Source organism: Stenotrophomonas sp. IS26 (assembly GCF_054188265.1).
Genome location: NZ_JBSZJV010000003.1, coordinates 169,890 through 185,736, shown reverse-complemented (window position 1 = coordinate 185,736; position 15,847 = coordinate 169,890). Strand labels below are relative to the sequence as shown.

Below are 15,847 nucleotides of genomic sequence, written 5' to 3'. Positions count from 1 at the left end.
CGGGCGGGGCGCTCAGGCCGGTCGCGGGCGGGCGCCGAACAGCGCGGTGCCGATGCGGACCAGGGTGGCGCCGTGGGCGATGGCCTCAGGGTAATCGCTGCTCATGCCCATCGACAGCGTATCCACGTGCGGATGCGCTGCGGCCAGTGTGGCGAACAGCGCGGCCATGCGGGTGAAGGCGGCCTGGCGACGCTCGGCGTCCGGCCAGGGCGCGGGGATCGCCATCAGCCCGCGCAGGCGCAGCTGCGGCGCCGCGGCGACGGCGGCGGCGAGGGTATCGATGTCTTCCGGCGCGCAGCCGTGCTTGCTGTCCTCGTCATCGATGTTGACCTGGATCAGCACGTTCAGCGGCGGCCGGCCGGGTAGGCGGTACGTGGCCAGCGCGGTGACCAGCTTGGGCCGGTCCACGCTCTGCACCCAGTCGAAATGGCGGGCAGCCAGCTCGGCCTTGTTGGACTGCAGGTGCCCGATCAGGTGCCATTCCAGGCCCAGCGCCGCCAAGGCCTCGATCTTGGCCAGCGCCTCCTGCACGTAGTTCTCCCCGAAGGCGCGCTGGCCCTGCGCGGCCAGGGCCTGCACGGCCTCGGCCGGCTGCGTCTTGGAGACCGCCAGCAGGACCGGATCTGGCCGCCCGGCGGCCACCGCCGCGTTGTGCAGGTTCGTCAGGATGGCAGGCAGGGTCTGGATGGTCACGGCGGGTCCGGTGGATCAGGGGCTGGAGCGTATTGTGCACATCTCGCTCTATACTGCCGCCCGGGGAAAGAACCTTCCAGTCGCAGCAGTCATGGGGAGTAGCAGCGCATGGATATCGCCGAACTATTGGCGTTTTCTGTAAAGAACAAAGCGTCGGATCTTCATCTGTCGGCCGGCCTGCCGCCGATGATCCGCGTTGACGGCGATGTCCGTCGCATCAATATTCCGGCCCTGGACCACAAGCAGGTCCACGCGCTGGTGTACGACATCATGTCGGACAAGCAGCGCCGCGATTACGAAGAATTCCTCGAGGTCGATTTCTCGTTCGAGATTCCCTCGCTGGCGCGCTTCCGAGTCAATGCCTTCAACCAGAACCGCGGCGCGGGTGCGGTGTTCCGTACCATTCCCTCCGAGGTGCTCACGCTGGAAGACCTGGCCTGCCCGCCGATCTTCCGTGAGCTGATCGATCAGCCGCAGGGCCTGATCCTGGTCACCGGCCCGACCGGTTCGGGCAAGTCGACCACGCTGGCGGCGATGATCGACCACATCAACAAGAACGAATACGGCCACATCCTCACCGTCGAGGATCCGATCGAATTCGTGCACACCTCGCAGAAGTGCCTGATCAACCAGCGCGAAGTGCATCGCGACACGCACGGTTTCAACGAAGCGCTGCGTTCGGCCCTGCGTGAAGACCCGGACATCATCCTGGTCGGCGAACTGCGCGATCTGGAAACCATCCGGCTGGCATTGACCGCCGCCGAAACCGGCCATCTGGTGTTCGGCACGCTGCACACCAGCTCGGCCGCCAAGACCATCGACCGCATCATCGACGTGTTCCCCGCCGGCGAAAAGCCGATGGTGCGCTCGATGCTGTCCGAGTCGCTGCGCGCGGTGATCTCGCAGGCGCTGCTGAAAAAGGTGGGGGGTGGGCGTACGGCCGCCTGGGAAATCATGGTGGGCACCCCGGCCATCCGCAACCTGATCCGCGAGGACAAGGTCGCGCAGATGTACTCGGCGATCCAGACCGGCCAGCAGATGGGCATGATGACCCTGGACCAGCACCTGCAGGATCTGGTCAAGCGCAGCCTGATCACCCGCAACCAGGCGCGCGAGTACGCCAAGGACAAGCGGATTTTCGAATAGTGGTAGTGCCGGCCGCTGGCCGGCTCCTGAAAACCTTCGGAGTACACCGCGATGAGCACCACCACCATCGACTTCACCTCGTTCCTCAAGCTGATGGCGCACCAGAAGGCGTCGGACCTGTTCATCACCGCGGGCATGCCCCCGGCGATCAAGGTCCACGGCAAAATCTCGCCGATCACCCAGACACCGTTGACGCCGCAGCAGAGCCGCGACCTGGTGTTGAACGTGATGACGCCGGCGCAACGCGAAGAGTTTGAAAAGACCCACGAATGCAATTTCGCCATCGGCCTGTCCGGTGTCGGCCGCTTCCGCGTGAGCTGCTTCTACCAGCGCAACCAGGTCGGCATGGTGCTGCGCCGGATCGAGACGCGCATTCCCACCGTGGAAGAGCTCAGCCTGCCGCCGATCATCAAGACGCTGGCGATGACCAAGCGCGGCATCATCCTGTTCGTCGGCGCGACCGGTACCGGTAAATCGACCTCGCTGGCGGCGATGATCGGCTACCGCAACCACAACTCGACCGGGCACATCATCACCATCGAAGACCCGATCGAATTCGTTCACAAGCACGAGGGCTGCATCATCACCCAGCGCGAAGTGGGCATCGATACCGACAGCTGGGAAGCGGCGCTGAAGAACACCCTGCGCCAGGCGCCGGACGTGATCATGATCGGCGAGGTGCGCACCCGCGAGGGCATGGACCACGCCATCGCCTTCGCTGAAACCGGCCACCTGGTGCTGTGCACGCTGCATGCCAACAACGCCAACCAGGCGATGGATCGCATCATCAACTTCTTCCCGGAGGACCGCCGCAACCAGTTGCTGATGGATCTCTCGCTGAACCTCAAGGGCGTGGTCGCCCAGCAGCTGATTCCCTCGCCGGATGGCAAATCGCGCAAGGTCGCGATGGAGATCATGCTCGGCACGCCGCTGGTGCAGGATTACATCCGCGACGGCGAGATCCACAAGCTCAAGGAAGTCATGAAGGACTCGGTGCAGCTTGGCATGCGGACCTTCGATCAGAGCTTGTTCGAGCTGTACCAGGCCGGCGAAATCAGTTACGAAGACGCACTGCGCTACGCCGATTCGCAGAACGAAGTGCGCCTGCGCATCAAGCTCTCGCAGGGTGGCGATGCACGCACGCTGTCGCAGGGCCTGGACGGGGTGGAGATTTCGGAAGTCCGCTGACACAGGGGGCTTCAACAGGCGGCGCGACGCTGCGATAGTCGCGCCGTCCCGGGCAACCGGGCTGCAGGGGGCGCCGGCACCTCGCCGGTATCAACGCATCAGGTGATGGGCATATGGACATGCACGATCCGTATCGCGCGCCGGCGACCGCGCCGACGGCTTTTCCCGTACTGCCGGCGGCGACCTTTGCCGCCACCGATGTCGCACCGTATTACTCGCCACCCACGCTGAAGATCGCGGCGTTGTCGCTGACCACGCTGGGCATCTATCCGGTGTACTGGTTCTGGCGCAACTGGCGGGCGATCAAACGTGAAACCGGCGGCGATCAGTGGCCGTGGGCGCGTGCGTTGTTCTCGCCGCTCTGGTCGTTCCTGTGTTTCAGCGATCTGCGCAACGCCGCCAGCAATCATCGTCGCCCGCTGGCGTTCGCACCGGGGCTGCTCGGTGTCGCCTACTTTCTGCTCAATTTCTCCAGCCGCTTTCCCAACGCCCTGTGGCTGTTCGCATTGTTCAGCTTCGTTCCGCTGCTGCCGGTCAACAGCCTGCTGCGCCGCTACCACCACGACGAGGGCATGGACATGCGGGCGTATGACCGCTTCGGTGTGTGGCACATCCTGGTGGTGATCTTCGGCGGGCTCTTCCTGCTGATCGCATTGGTCGGCACCTTCGTGCAGGGCGCCACACGGTAGGCCCCGGCGTATCGGTGAGCATTGATGAGCCACGCTCATCACCGACAGCACTGCGCGGCATCCAATCTTCACCGCCGACAGGGCTATCGTGGCTGTCCCCCATGATGCCGGTCCCACCGGCAGGAGTACCCCCATGCAGACACGTGAACTGGGCCGCAGCGGCCTGCGGGTTTCGGCCCTCGGCCTGGGCTGCATGGGGTTGAGCTACGGCTATGGGCCGGCCACCGACCGCACCGAGGCGATCGCGCTGCTGCGCGCCGCCGTCGAGCAGGGCGTGACCTTCTTCGATACGGCCGAAGCCTACGGACCCTTCTTGAACGAGGAACTGCTCGGCGCGGCGCTGGGCCCGTTCCGCGACCAACTGGTGATCGCCACCAAGTTCGGCTTCAAGGATGGCCATGCCGACGCCGGCCTGGACAGTCGCCCCGCGCGTATCCGCGCGGTGGCCGAGGCCAGCCTGGTGCGCCTGAAGACCGACCGCATCGACCTGTTCTACCAGCACCGGGTGGACCCGAACGTGCCGATCGAAGACGTGGCCGGCACGGTCAAGGACCTGATCGCCGAGGGCAAGGTGAAGCACTTCGGGCTGTCCGAGGCCGGTGCCGATACCATCCGCCGCGCGCACGCGGTGCAGCCGGTGGCCGCCCTGCAGAGCGAGTACTCGCTGTGGTGGCGCGAACCGGAGCAGAGTGTGCTGCCGGTACTGGAGGAACTGGCCATTGGCTTTGTGCCGTTCAGTCCGCTCGGCAAGGGCTTCCTGACCGGCGCGATCAACGCCGACACCGCGTTCGCCGCCGACGACTTCCGCAACAGCGTGCCGCGGTTTGCAGCTGAAGCGCGCCAGGCCAATCAGGCGTTGGTGGATCGCATCACCGCAATCGCCGCCGACAAGGGCGCGACGCCGGCCCAGATCGCCTTGGCCTGGTTGCTGGCGCGCAAGCCGTGGATCGTGCCGATTCCCGGCACGACCAAGCTGCACCGCCTGAAGGAAAACCTGGGCGCGGCGGCCGTGGTGTTGAGCGATGCGGAGCTGCAGCAGATCGGTGCGGCGCTGGACAGCGTCGCCATCGTCGGCGATCGCTACAGCGCCGAGCGGCAGAAGCTGGTCGCGCGCTGAGCGGGGCGGTGGTAGCGCACGACCCACGGTCGTGCGCTACCGGTGCAACGCATCCCGGGTAGGTGCCGACCGTGGGTCGGCACACGCCTCACCCGCGAATGAAGGCCAACAGATCCGCATTGATCACGTCCGCGTGCGTCGTGCACATGCCGTGCGGAAAGCCTTTGTAGACCTTCAACGTACCGTGCTTGAGGAGCTTGATCGCCAGCTCCGCTGAATCCGCGATCGGCACGATCTGATCGTCATCGCCATGCAGGATCAGCACTGGCACGTCGATCTTTTTCAGGTCGTCGGTGAAGTCGGTTTCCGAGAAGGCTTTGATGCAATCGTAGTGCGCGTTGATCGCGCCCATCATGCCTTGCCGCCACCAGTTGTCGACGATGCCCTGCTGCGGCGGCGTGCCCTCGCGGTTGAAGCCGTAGAACGGAATCGGCACGTCGCGGTAGAACGCCGCACGGCCCGCGGCCAGTGCCTGGCGGAAGCCATCGAAGACCTCCTTCGGCGTGCCGCCCGGGTTGGCCTCGCTCTTGACCATGATCGGCGGCACCGCACCGATCAGCACGGCCTTGGCGACGCGCCCGGGCTTGGCCTGCGCCACATAGTGCGCGACTTCGCCACCCCCGGTGGAATGGCCGATGTGGATCGCATCGCGCAGGTCCAGATGATCGGCCAGCGCGTTGACGTCGGCGGCGTAGGTGTCCATCTCATGCCCGCCGCTGGTCTGCGAGGAGCGGCCATGGCCGCGGCGGTCGTGCGCGATCACGCGATAGCCCTGAAGCAGGAAGAACTGCAGCTGGGTGTCCCAGTCATCGGCGCTGAGCGGCCAGCCGTGATGGAACACGAGGGGCTGAGCCTTGCCCCAGTCTTTGTAGAAGATCTCGGTCTTGTCGGCGGTGGTGACGTAGGGCATGGCACGGAACTCCTGGGGGGAGGGATGGGCGGTGCGGGTGCTACCCGTGCATGCTGCGTCGACAGGGTGTTCAGCCGGCATGAAAGGTGGCCGTGCGTGCGCGTCTTGCCGGGCACAGACAGCCCAAGGCCACGAGGCGGGGGCGTGAAGAACAGGCCGCTGAATCAATCTCCCCAGCAACTGTCACGCCGATCGTGTCTAATACCGCTCCCCACGTCACACCCCCACCCCCATGTCCCTTGATTCCCATGGCCCCGCGCCGTGCGACGACGCTGACGGCCACCTGGTCACCGCAGGCCCGCTGACCCCGCCACCGGACAGCGCCGGCACCGTGGCCGATCAGAAGGCGCTGCGCCATTCGGTGGCCGAGGACGTGCAGGGCATGGTCCTGGCGACCCTGGTGGCCTCGCTCGGCCTGGCGATCTTCGCCAAGGGCGGGCTGATGATCGGCGGCATGGCCGGGCTGGCCTTCCTGGCCCACTACACCTTCGGCTGGAACTTCGGCCTGGTGTTCGTCCTGGTCAACCTGCCGTTCTACTGGGTGGCCGTGCGCCGCATGGGCTGGGAATTCACCCTGAAGACCTTCGCGGCGGTCACCGCCTGCGGCGTGCTGACCGACCTGCTGCCGCGCTGGGCCGATTTCGCCCACATGAGCTCGCTGTACTCGGCGATCGTGGGCGGGGCGCTGGCCGGCCTGGGCATCCTGTTCTACATCCGCCACCGGGCCAGCCTGGGCGGCATCGGCATCCTGGCGGTGTACCTGCAGCGCACCCGCGGCTGGAGCGCCGGCAAGGTACAGATGTCGTTCGACACGCTGCTGATGTGCGTGGCGTTCTCGGTGCTGTCCCCATCCAAGGTGATGTACTCGGCGATCGGTGCGGTGGTGCTCAGCCTGGTGCTGATGTTCAACCACCGCCCGGGCCGCTACATGGGCGTCTGACGCCCGGTCATTCCCCCTGCGGCGGCACCGGCACGACGGTCACGCCAGAGACCCAGCGGCGGCTGCGCAGGTCCAGCGTGGCCACCTGCTCGCCAGGGCCGCGGTACAACCACAGCTGGCAGCACAGGGCATGGTCGCCGGCATAGCTGCTGCGCAGCGCGATGAGCGTGGCGCTGTAGCACTGCTTCCCCGAGCGGATCACGGTGTCGGCGGCGGTATTGAAGGTGTAGCTGCCGGCGCCGCGCCACGGCCAGATCTCGGCCTCGCCCGGATCGGTGCCGGGGGGCACCGGGCAACGCGCCTGCGCGTCGCCAAAGTGCGCCACGCCGTCGCCATCGAGGGTCAGCGCGGCCAGCAGGCGGTCGATGTGCTTGAGCAGGCGCCGGTCGGCCGCGATTGCGGTGGCGTTCGCGTCCAGCGGTTCGCCATCGGCATGCACCGCAGGATCGGCCAGCCGATGCTCGCGGCCGTAGCGCACCTGCAACCGGGTCGTCGGACTGCGTTCGCGCGGGTCCGCCGACAACGGCCGGTTCAGCAGCAGGGTATCGCCGTAGTAGTCGCCATCGCGGTAGGCGATGTAGCTGACCCCGTCGATGCGCAGCCAGTAAAGGCCCTGATCGCTGCCACGCCCGCTGAGGCCGTACTGACCCTGCGCCCAGGGGCGCTGCGGATCCAGGGAGGTCGGCACCACGAAGCCGTGTTGTGGATCCCGCCGCAGCATGTCCACCTGCGTGTACAGACCGGTGCCGCCGCTGTAGGCGCTCTGCACCAGGTCACGCTGGCCGTCGCCATCCAGATCGAGCAGGGAGAGCGACAGCTCGCCCATCTCCACCGGCACGGTGTGCTGGGCATCGGTCTGGCGCAGGTAGCGGCTGACCGCGTCCCAATTCGTCGGGGTGACGTTGGCCGGGCGCACCAGCGCGGGCAGCGGCGCATCACTGTCACCGGCCACCGGGATCTGCAGGTCGATGCCGGTCTCGTCGCGGTAGCGGGCCAGCACGGTATCGATCGGGGCCGGATCATCGGCGGGCACTGCGGCGATCTCCGCGCGCAGGCGCTCCAGCACGCCGTCCAGATCGCTTGCTGCAGCCAGCGGGGGCAGGCTCAGGGCAGCGAGCAGCGCAGCCCGCACTACCGGGTGCGTCACTTCCGGCGCCAGGCCGGCTTGAGCGTGTCGATGCGCTTGAACACCGGGCAGTCCGGGCGGTGCGCGCCGGGCAGGTAGCCCAGGCTCATCAGGAACTCGCCGGTGATCTCCCCGCCGGTAAAGCGGAAGGTCTTCTTGAACAGCTTCACCCAGCCGGCCTTGTCCAGCGGATGGTGGGCATCCAGCCAGCCGGCGAAACTGCCGTGGCTGGCCCGCAGCTGCTGGATTACCTGGGCGTTGTGGACCGCCGCGTGCACCTTGAGCCGGTTGCGGATGATGCGGGCGTCGTTGAGCAGGCGCTCGATGTCGCGCTCGCCATAGGCGGCCACCGTGTCCACGTCGAAACCGTCATAGGCGGCGCGGAAGCCCTCACGCTTCTTCAGGATCGTTTCCCAGCTCAGCCCGGCCTGGTTGATCTCCAGGATCAGGCGCTCGAACAGCTCGCGCTCCTCGCGCTGCGGGAAGCCGTACTCGTGGTCATGGTAGTGGCCGTGGACCGGATGGCCGGGGGCGATGAGGCAGTAACCGGACACGTGCAGCTCCTTGCGATGGCGGATCAGGCATGCGGGCCGGAGCGCGCGTGCAGGCCTGCATTATGTCAGCGCGAAAGCGCACATCACGGCCAGCGGCTAGAATGGGGCCATGTCTGAACTGTCCACTTCGCTTGCCCACCACCTGCTGGTCGCGCTGCCGTCGCTGACCGACCCCACCTTTGCCCGTACCGTGGCGCTGATCTGCCAGCACGACGAGAACGGCGCCATGGGCGTGCTGGTCAACCAGCCCTCCGAATACACGCTCGGCGAAGTGCTGGCCCAGATGGAGATCACCACCACCAGCGACACGCTGCCTGGCCAGATCGTGCTCAACGGCGGCCCGGTGCATCCCGAGCGCGGCTTCGTGATCCATGACGATGCGCGCAACTGGGATTCCAGCCTGGCCGTGGGCGAGGGCGTGTTTCTCACCACCTCGCGCGACATCCTTGAAGCCATGGCCCGTGGCGAGGGCCCGCGCAACGCGCTGGTTACCCTGGGCTGCGCCGGCTGGAGCGAGGGGCAGCTGGAATCCGAGCTGGCCGAGAACAGCTGGCTGGCCGTGCCGGCCGACGCCGAGCTGTTGTTCAGCACCCCGTTCGAACAGCGTTGGCAGGGTGCGGCGGCACGTATCGGCGTGGACCTGTTCCGCCTCACCGATTACAGCGGCCATGTCTGAGCCGGCCACGCCAGCGCCCGCCGCGCCCGCGCCGCCGACCATCCGCCGTGATGGCACGGTGCTCGGCTTCGACGTCGGTTCGCGCCGCATCGGCGTGGCCATCGGCAGCTCGTTCGGCACCCATGCGCGTGCGATCGCCGTGGTCGATGTCCACGGCAACGGCCCGGACTGGACCGCGGTGGAGCGCCTGATCAAAGAGTGGCGGCCGGACGGCCTGGTGGTCGGCGACCCGCTGACCCTGGACGGCCAGGACCAGCCCAACCGCAAGCGTGCGCAGGGCTTTGCCCGCCAGCTGCGGGAACGTTTCAAACTGCCGGTGGTGCTGGTCGATGAGCGTTCCAGCTCGGTCGAGGCGGCACGCCGGTTCGCGGTCGAGCGCGCCGAAGGCCGCAAACGCCGCCGCGATGCCGCTGCACTCGATGCAGTGGCCGCGGCGGTGATCATCGAACGCTGGCTCTCCTGCCCGGATGACGCCACCCCCGTTTCCTGACCCTCAGACCCTGCCCATGACCGCCTCGCAACTCGATTCCGATGGACGCCTGCGCCACCTGCTGACCCTGGAAGGTCTGCCCCGCGAAACCCTGCTGCAGCTGCTCGACCGCGCCGGCCAGATCCGCGATGCGGCCGTCGGCCGGGTCGGCAACAAGCGTCACGTGCTCGGTGGCTCGGCGGTCTGCACGCTGTTCTTCGAACCGTCCACGCGCACCCGCAGCTCGTTCCAGCTGGCCGCGCAGCGCTTGGGCGCGGACGTGCTGAACTTCGACGCCTCCACGTCCTCCACCCGCAAGGGCGAGACCGCCTGCGACACGCTGAAGAACCTGGAGGCGATGGGCGTGCGCGGCTTCGTGGTGCGGCATCCCGATGATGGCGCGGTGGCGGCGCTGGCCGCCGCAGCGGGCGAGGGCACTGCCCTGGTCAACGCCGGTGACGGCCGCAGCTCGCACCCGACCCAGGGCCTGCTGGACATGCTGACCCTGCGCCAGGCCAAGGGCAGTGATTTCTCGAAGATGAAGGTGATCATCGTCGGCGACGTGAAGCACTCGCGCGTGGCCCGCACCGACCTGCATGCCCTGCGCACGCTGGGCGTCGGTGAGATCCGCGTGTGCGGCCCGCAGTCGCTGCTGCCGGATGATGACACCCTCAAGGGCTGCATCGTCGGCGACGATTTCGACGCCATGCTGGAAGGCGCCGACGCGCTGATGATGCTGCGCCTGCAGCGCGAGCGCATGGAGGAAGGCCTGGTGCCCTCGCTGGAGCAGTACCACGCGCAGTACGGCCTCGATGCCCCGCGCTTGAAGCGTGCCGGCACCGATGCCGCCGTGTTGCACCCGGGCCCGATCAACCGCGGCGTGGAAGTCACCGACGAAGTGGCCGATGGCCCGCAGTCGTGGGTGCTGCGCCAGGTCGCCAACGGCGTCGCCGTGCGCATGGCGGTGCTGGAGACGTTGTTGGGATAAGACGTCTCGGCCCACGGTAGGCATCGACCGTTGGTCGATGCGCATGACCGGTAGTGCCGGCCGCTGGCCGGCTCCGCAGAAATCCCAACAGCACGCAGGTAGTGCCGGCCGCTGGCCGGCTCCGCAGAAATCCCAACAGCACGCAGAGTAGTGCCGGCCGCTGGCCGGCTCCCGATATCTGTTGCGGAGCCGGCCAGCGGCCGGCACTACCGGTCATGAGGCCATAGGGTCCATGCGTACGGGTAGTCTCCGATCTGCTCCGACAGACCTGCCCGGATCGGATTCCCCAGGATGTACATCGCATGCCGACGCAGCGACGCATCGGAGCGAACGGCGTGATCGTGGTAACCCGCTTGCCACAGCGCACCACCGCGACCCCGCGCGCGATTGATCGCCAAGGCGGTCGATGATTTGAAGCGTCGAGCGATGTCGGCGAGCGGCTTCGTTTTCAGTTCCAGCAACCAGTGCAGATGGTCGGGCATGACGACCCAGGCAAGGGATCGTGCATATCCACGTTCGTCCATTTCCTTCAGGCCGAACATCGCGATCGCGGAAACGTCGGGATCATCAAACCAACGCCGACGGTTGTGGCAGACCATCGTAAGGACGTAGGTCTGCCCTGGAATCGAACAGCGCCCTGCGCGTAGCCGAGAAGAACTCATGGTGCATCGTCATTGATTCCGCAGGCCCGCGGTGTCGGGCAAGGCCGCAAGCGCTTATCGCGGAATACCACGAGAGCGTAGTGCCGGCCGCTGGCCGGCTCCACGGAGCGTCTGCGATCACGAACAGCATGGCGCGATGACGGAATGTTGCAGAGCCGGCCAGCGGCCGGCACTACCTGAAGCTGCGAGGATTTCTGCAGAGCCGGCCAGCGGCCGGCACTACTTGACGCTGTCAGAATTTCTGCAGAGCCGGCCAGCGGCCGGCACTACCGAAAATGCCCATCACCGCTTCTGCGCCCACAGCCACGCCCACATCGCCGCATCGGCATAGGTGGCGTCCCAGGCGTTGTGGTTTCCTTCGGGGTACTCGGTGTAACGCACATCCTTCGCGCCGGCCTGCTGGAACGCGGCGTGCAGCTTGCGGTCGTCGTCCGGCGGCACCACGTCGTCCAGCGCGCCATGGAACATCCAGATCGGGACGTTGCGCAGGCGCTGGGCAATGGCGGCGTAGGGGTCGCTCTGGCCGGCCACGGCCTCCACCTGCAGGTCCGGGCGGCTCTGGTGTGGGGACAGCACCGCGCCGCAGACCGGCACGATGGCGGCGAAGCGGGTCGGTTCGGCCAACGCGATGTTCCAGCTGCCGTAGCCGCCCATCGACATCCCGGTCAGGTATTGGCGCTGCGGGTCGGCACCAAACTCGGCAATCGCGGCATCCAGTGCGGCCAGCGCGATGCGGTTGTTCTCGCCCGACCATTCCTGGTCATCCGGCGTCTGCGGCAGCACGACCAGCGCGGGGAAGGTGGCGGCGTGCTGGCGCAGGTACGGCCCCAGCCCGGCCTGGGTCTGGCGGCGGCCGTCGCGGCCACGCTCACCGGAGCCATGCAGGAACAGCACCACCGGCAGTTCGCCGCGTGAGGCGGCGGCGTTGCGCGGCACGAATACCTGGTAATACGCGGTCTGCCCATCCACTTTCACCGCACGGCCGACGAACTGGCCACCGGAGGCCGCCGGGGTGCTCGCACAGCCGGCCACCGTCATCATCCCCACCGCCCACAGCAGCCATCCACCCCAGCGTCGTGCCATTGTCGTGCCCTGATTGAAATCGTTTTCAGTCTAGGCCCGGTGGTGCGCCGGAGCATCTTGCAGTGCATCAGTGCGGGCGCGGTGCCGCGGCGAGGATGTCCAGCTGTTCGATCGCCTCGGGGTGACCGTCGGCGGCGGCCGCCTGCACCTGCGCCAGGCTGGGGTGGACCACCAGCAGGATCGGGTTCTCGCACTGCGGGCAGTCGAACTGCGCTTCGTCTTCGTGCAGTTCCATCGGCATCTGCCGCGCGCTGCCCTGCCATTCGCAGGCGGCGCAGGTATACGTCGCGTCGCGCCAGCCGGGCTGGAAATAGTTGTCGAGGGTCAGGGCCATGCGGGGTCCAGGGTCAGTGCAGGAGGATCAGGCTGGCCAGGCCGAGGAAGCTGAAGAAGCCCATGACGTCGGTGACAGCGGTCACCACTACGGTGCCGGCCACGGCCGGATCCACGTTCATGCGTTTGAGCAGCAGCGGCAGCAGGACGCCGGCCAGGGCAGCCGCGCAGAAGTTGATGATCAGCGCCATCGTGATCACCAGCGAGAGCAGGAAACTGTGGAACCAGAGGTAGGCGATGATGCCGACCACGGTGCCGATCAGGGTGCCGTTGATCAGCGCGACCCGCGATTCCTTCCACAGCAGGATGCGTGCGTTGCTCTGGCCGACCTGGCCCAGCGCGATGCCACGCACCATCAGGGTCAGCACCTGCACGGCGGCATTGCCGCCCACGCCGGCCACGATCGGCATCAGCACGGCCAGCGCCACCACTTTCTGCAGGGTCAGCTCGAACTGGCCGATCACGCTGGCCGCCAGGAACGCGGTGCACAGGTTGATGCCCAGCCAGACCACGCGGCCGCGCACGGCGCGCTTGATCGGCGAGAACAGATCTTCTTCTTCGTCCAGGCCGGCGGCGCCCAGCGCCTGGTGCTCGGCCTGCGAGCGGATGATGTCGACCACGTCATCGATGGTGATGCGGCCGAGCAGGATGTTGTTGTCGTCCACCACCGGGGCGGACACCCAGTCATGATCGGAGAACTGGCGCGCGACTTCATCGGCGCTCTCGCCGACATCGATCGCCGGCTGCTCGTCATCGATCAGGCGGTTGATCGGGGTGTTGTCCTCGTGCGTCACCAGCGCGGCCAGCGACAGGCGGCCCAGGTATTGATGGCGGCGGCTGACCACGAACAGGTGATCGGTGTGGTCGGGCAGTTCGCCGCGCAGGCGCAGGTAGCGCAGCACCACATCGACATTGACGTCGGCGCGCACGGTCACCACGTCCGGGTTCATGAGGCGGCCGGCGCTGTCCTCGGGATACGACAGCACCTGCTCGAGCCGCTCGCGGTTCTCGCGGTCCATCGACTTGAGCACTTCATCGATGACCGTGTCCGGCAGGTCTTCGACCAGATCGGCAAGGTCATCGATGTCCAGGTCTTCGACCGCGGCGATGATCTCGTCCGGGTCCATGTCGGCCAGCAGGCTTTCGCGCACTTCCTCGCCGACGTGGACCAGCACCTCGCCGTCGTCTTCCGGATCGACCAGGCCCCAGACAATCTCGCGCTTGCCCGGGGGCAGCGATTCGAGCAGGTTGCCGATTTCCGCCGGCGCCAGGGTGTTGACCAATCGACGGACCGGACCCAACCGCCCGCTGTCCAGTGCATCGGACAACAGCCGCAGCTGGCGCGCCGTCTTGTCGTGGCGTACGGCTTCGGCCATGCGCAGCTCCTGCGGAAAAAGAAAAGGCCGCTATCCGGTAGAGGATGCGGCATGGGCGGTGGTCACCGCGTCATTATCGCGCGCTTACATGTCAATCCGGTAGGCCATCACCGTAGGCGATGGCAACCGTCATGCCGTCGCCAGGCTCGCCTTCTCGATCCAGCGTTCGATACCGCGGCGGTCGCGTGCCTGCAGCAGCTTGGGCGCCATTGCCTGCAGCACCGACAGATCGCTCTCGCGCACCGCGCGGCGCACTTCCAGCAGGGTGCCCGGGTGCAGGCTGAATTCCGTCAGGCCCAGGGCCAGCAGCAGGCGGGTCATCAACGGGTCGCCGGCGATCTCGCCGCAGACCGCCACCGGAATGTTGTACGCCTGGCCGGTGCGCAGGATGTGCGCGAGCAGGCGCACTACCGCCGGGTGCAGCGGCGAGTACAGCTCGCCGACCGCCTCGTTGTTGCGGTCGGCGGCGAGCAGGTACTGGACCAGATCGTTGGTGCCGATCGAGAGGAAGTCGACCAGATCGATGAAGCTTTCCAGCGCGATCGCCGCGGCCGGTACTTCGATCATCGCGCCGAACGGGATGTGCTCGGCCACTTCGTGGCCTTCCGCGCGCAGCAGCTCGGCCTGTTTGGCCAGGCGCCGGCGGACCGCAAGGATTTCCTCGCGGGTGCTCACCATCGGGATCAGGATGCGCAGCTTGCCGTAAGCCGAGGCGCGCAGGATCGCGCGCAGCTGGGTGTCGGCCACCTTCGGCCGCGCCAGCGACAGGCGCACGCCACGCAGGCCCAGCGCCGGGTTTTCTTCGTTGCTCAGGGTCAGCCCGGTGCGGTCGGCCTTGTCCGCGCCCAGATCCAGGGTGCGGATGGTGACCGGCCGCCCGCTCATGCCGAGGGCGGCATCGCGGTAGGTCTCGAACTGCTCCTGCTCGTCCGGCAGCTCGTTGCGCTGCAGGAACAGGAATTCGGTGCGGTACAGGCCCAGCCCGTGTGCGCCCAGCGCATGCGCCTGGGTGACGTCTTCGCTGGACTCGGCATTGGCGAGCAGGGCGATATCGACGTTGTCGCGGGTGCGGCTGGGTTTGGTGCGCAGGCGCCCGAGTTCGCGCTGCTCGCGCGCGTGCTCGCGCAGGCGCACGCGGTAGTCGCGCAGGTCCTGTGCCTGGGGGTTGATGGTGACCGTGCCATCGCTGCCGTCCATGATCAGCACGTCGCCATCGGCGACCTTCTGCAGCACGTTCGGGACGTTGACGATCAACGGCAGGTGCAGGCTGCGCGCCAGGATCGCGCTGTGCGAGAGCGCGCTGCCCCCGGCGGTGACGATGCCGACCACACCGTGGGCCTGCAGCTGGGCCAGCTCGGAGGGGGCGATGTTGTCGCAGATCAGGATCTCGCCGGCCATGCCTTTGACGTCCGGCGGGCGCTTCTGCAGGAACGCATGGATGCGCCCGATCACATGGTCCAGATCGTCCATGCGGCTCTTCAGGTAGGCATCGTCCATGCCATCGAAGACCTTGGCCAGCCGATCGCGCTGCACGCGCAAGGCGTAGCCGGCGCTGTAGGGGCCACTGCGGATCAGTTCGTCCAGGCCGAACAGCAGCTCGGGGTCATCCAGCAGCAGGGCATGCAGATCGAGGAATTCGCCGACCTCCTGGTTGAGCGCGCCATGCAGGCGCTGGCGCAGCTCGTGCATTTCGCCACGGGCCGCTTCCACGGCCACGTGCAGGCGCTCCAGCTCAGCCTCGATCTTGGCCGGCGGAATGCGCTGCTCGGCCACTTCCAGGGCATGCGGCAGGCGCACCCGGGCACGGCCGAGGGCGTTACCGCGCGAGGCACCGTGGCCGGACAACAGCATCGCCCCGGACGCGGTCCGGGCCGGTGCGGAGGATCCCGATCGCGGC

The 15,847-nt window shown here is 67.2% G+C and carries 17 protein-coding genes; 8 read left to right on the top strand and 9 right to left on the bottom strand.

The window, feature by feature from the left end; all coding sequences use genetic code 11:
* Nucleotides 1-12: 12 nt before the first annotated feature.
* A complete protein-coding gene (locus ACW6W5_RS04485) occupies nt 13-693 on the bottom strand; it encodes a YggS family pyridoxal phosphate-dependent enzyme (protein ID WP_152153569.1) in 681 nt (226 codons plus the stop codon).
* A gap of 108 nt (nt 694-801) precedes the next feature.
* Here ACW6W5_RS04485 and ACW6W5_RS04480 point away from each other — a divergent pair, with 108 nt between their 5' ends.
* The 4 genes from ACW6W5_RS04480 to ACW6W5_RS04465 all read left to right on the top strand — a co-directional run bounded on the left by ACW6W5_RS04480 (nt 802) and on the right by ACW6W5_RS04465 (nt 4,833).
* Nucleotides 802-1,839 (top strand): type IV pilus twitching motility protein PilT, encoded by a 1,038-nt coding sequence (locus tag ACW6W5_RS04480; protein WP_019185385.1) that lies wholly within the window; start codon nt 802-804, stop codon nt 1,837-1,839.
* Between the two features lie 51 nt (nt 1,840-1,890).
* On the top strand, nt 1,891-3,027 hold the full coding sequence (locus ACW6W5_RS04475; protein WP_152153567.1) for a PilT/PilU family type 4a pilus ATPase: 1,137 nt from the start codon (nt 1,891-1,893) through the stop codon (nt 3,025-3,027).
* 113 nt (nt 3,028-3,140) lie between these two features.
* Nucleotides 3,141-3,716 (top strand): hypothetical protein, encoded by a 576-nt coding sequence (locus ACW6W5_RS04470; protein WP_152153565.1) that lies wholly within the window; start codon nt 3,141-3,143, stop codon nt 3,714-3,716.
* 133 nt (nt 3,717-3,849) lie between these two features.
* The gene (locus ACW6W5_RS04465; RefSeq protein ID WP_152153563.1) at nt 3,850-4,833 is read left to right on the top strand and encodes an aldo/keto reductase; all 984 of its coding nucleotides are present in this window, start codon (nt 3,850-3,852) and stop codon (nt 4,831-4,833) included.
* A gap of 88 nt (nt 4,834-4,921) precedes the next feature.
* Here the strand turns inward: ACW6W5_RS04465 and ACW6W5_RS04460 are convergent, their stop codons facing one another.
* Complete coding sequence (locus ACW6W5_RS04460; protein ID WP_152153561.1) at nt 4,922-5,743, bottom strand: alpha/beta fold hydrolase; 822 nt, start codon at nt 5,741-5,743, stop codon at nt 4,922-4,924.
* A gap of 232 nt (nt 5,744-5,975) precedes the next feature.
* Between ACW6W5_RS04460 and ACW6W5_RS04455 the strand changes: the two genes are divergently transcribed.
* Nucleotides 5,976-6,683, top strand: a complete 708-nt coding sequence (locus ACW6W5_RS04455; RefSeq protein WP_121043117.1) for a YitT family protein — start codon at nt 5,976-5,978, stop codon at nt 6,681-6,683.
* Nucleotides 6,684-6,690: 7 nt separating this feature from the next.
* Here the strand turns inward: ACW6W5_RS04455 and ACW6W5_RS04450 are convergent, their stop codons facing one another.
* Together ACW6W5_RS04450 and ACW6W5_RS04445 are read right to left on the bottom strand one after the other, a co-directional pair.
* Nucleotides 6,691-7,830, bottom strand: a complete 1,140-nt coding sequence (locus ACW6W5_RS04450; RefSeq protein WP_152153559.1) for a hypothetical protein — start codon at nt 7,828-7,830, stop codon at nt 6,691-6,693.
* Entirely contained in the window at nt 7,827-8,363 is a 537-nt protein-coding gene (locus ACW6W5_RS04445; protein ID WP_121043121.1) for a DNA-3-methyladenine glycosylase I, read from the bottom strand. Before ACW6W5_RS04445 ends, ACW6W5_RS04450 begins: the two co-directional genes overlap by 4 nt.
* Before the next feature lie 109 nt (nt 8,364-8,472).
* Here ACW6W5_RS04445 and ACW6W5_RS04440 point away from each other — a divergent pair, with 109 nt between their 5' ends.
* From ACW6W5_RS04440 to ACW6W5_RS04430, 3 genes are read left to right on the top strand one after another with little or no spacing between them, the layout of a single operon-like run.
* Nucleotides 8,473-9,039, top strand: a complete 567-nt coding sequence (locus tag ACW6W5_RS04440; protein WP_152153557.1) for a YqgE/AlgH family protein — start codon at nt 8,473-8,475, stop codon at nt 9,037-9,039.
* Nucleotides 9,032-9,529, top strand: coding sequence for a Holliday junction resolvase RuvX (gene ruvX / locus ACW6W5_RS04435; RefSeq protein WP_121043125.1), 498 nt, complete (start codon nt 9,032-9,034; stop codon nt 9,527-9,529). The genes ACW6W5_RS04440 and ruvX overlap by 8 nt, the downstream gene beginning before the upstream one ends.
* Nucleotides 9,530-9,545: 16 nt before the next feature.
* Nucleotides 9,546-10,496, top strand: a complete 951-nt coding sequence (locus ACW6W5_RS04430) for an aspartate carbamoyltransferase catalytic subunit (protein WP_152153555.1) — start codon at nt 9,546-9,548, stop codon at nt 10,494-10,496.
* 206 nt (nt 10,497-10,702) lie between these two features.
* On the opposite strand, the gene ACW6W5_RS04425 is transcribed toward ACW6W5_RS04430, so the two are convergent.
* The 5 genes from ACW6W5_RS04425 to ptsP form a co-directional block, all read right to left on the bottom strand.
* A complete protein-coding gene (locus tag ACW6W5_RS04425; protein ID WP_152153553.1) occupies nt 10,703-11,158 on the bottom strand; it encodes an REP-associated tyrosine transposase in 456 nt (151 codons plus the stop codon).
* Nucleotides 11,159-11,440: 282 nt separating this feature from the next.
* The gene (locus ACW6W5_RS04420; protein ID WP_152153551.1) at nt 11,441-12,241 is read right to left on the bottom strand and encodes a carboxylesterase family protein; all 801 of its coding nucleotides are present in this window, start codon (nt 12,239-12,241) and stop codon (nt 11,441-11,443) included.
* A 67-nt stretch (nt 12,242-12,308) separates the two neighbouring features.
* A complete protein-coding gene (locus tag ACW6W5_RS04415) occupies nt 12,309-12,575 on the bottom strand; it encodes a hypothetical protein (protein WP_152153549.1) in 267 nt (88 codons plus the stop codon).
* Nucleotides 12,576-12,588: 13 nt separating this feature from the next.
* A complete protein-coding gene (mgtE, locus tag ACW6W5_RS04410; protein WP_088432828.1) occupies nt 12,589-13,950 on the bottom strand; it encodes a magnesium transporter in 1,362 nt (453 codons plus the stop codon).
* A gap of 129 nt (nt 13,951-14,079) precedes the next feature.
* Nucleotides 14,080-15,801, bottom strand: a complete 1,722-nt coding sequence (ptsP, locus tag ACW6W5_RS04405; protein WP_152153547.1) for a phosphoenolpyruvate--protein phosphotransferase — start codon at nt 15,799-15,801, stop codon at nt 14,080-14,082.
* Nucleotides 15,802-15,847: the final 46 nt, after the last annotated feature.

Coding starts and splice junctions, on each gene's coding strand:
- ACW6W5_RS04465 (WP_152153563.1), top strand. CDS start 3,850: ATGCAGACACGTGAACTGGGCCGCAGCGGCCTGCGGGTTTCGGCCCTC.
- ACW6W5_RS04470 (WP_152153565.1), top strand. CDS start 3,141: ATGGACATGCACGATCCGTATCGCGCGCCGGCGACCGCGCCGACGGCT.
- ACW6W5_RS04455 (WP_121043117.1), top strand. CDS start 5,976: ATGTCCCTTGATTCCCATGGCCCCGCGCCGTGCGACGACGCTGACGGC.
- ACW6W5_RS04430 (WP_152153555.1), top strand. CDS start 9,546: ATGACCGCCTCGCAACTCGATTCCGATGGACGCCTGCGCCACCTGCTG.
- ACW6W5_RS04440 (WP_152153557.1), top strand. CDS start 8,473: ATGTCTGAACTGTCCACTTCGCTTGCCCACCACCTGCTGGTCGCGCTG.
- ptsP (WP_152153547.1), bottom strand. CDS start 15,801: ATGCTGTTGTCCGGCCACGGTGCCTCGCGCGGTAACGCCCTCGGCCGT.
- ruvX (WP_121043125.1), top strand. CDS start 9,032: ATGTCTGAGCCGGCCACGCCAGCGCCCGCCGCGCCCGCGCCGCCGACC.
- ACW6W5_RS04460 (WP_152153561.1), bottom strand. CDS start 5,743: ATGCCCTACGTCACCACCGCCGACAAGACCGAGATCTTCTACAAAGAC.
- ACW6W5_RS04480 (WP_019185385.1), top strand. CDS start 802: ATGGATATCGCCGAACTATTGGCGTTTTCTGTAAAGAACAAAGCGTCG.
- ACW6W5_RS04415 (WP_152153549.1), bottom strand. CDS start 12,575: ATGGCCCTGACCCTCGACAACTATTTCCAGCCCGGCTGGCGCGACGCG.
- ACW6W5_RS04425 (WP_152153553.1), bottom strand. CDS start 11,158: ATGAGTTCTTCTCGGCTACGCGCAGGGCGCTGTTCGATTCCAGGGCAG.
- ACW6W5_RS04420 (WP_152153551.1), bottom strand. CDS start 12,241: ATGGCACGACGCTGGGGTGGATGGCTGCTGTGGGCGGTGGGGATGATG.
- ACW6W5_RS04475 (WP_152153567.1), top strand. CDS start 1,891: ATGAGCACCACCACCATCGACTTCACCTCGTTCCTCAAGCTGATGGCG.
- mgtE (WP_088432828.1), bottom strand. CDS start 13,950: ATGGCCGAAGCCGTACGCCACGACAAGACGGCGCGCCAGCTGCGGCTG.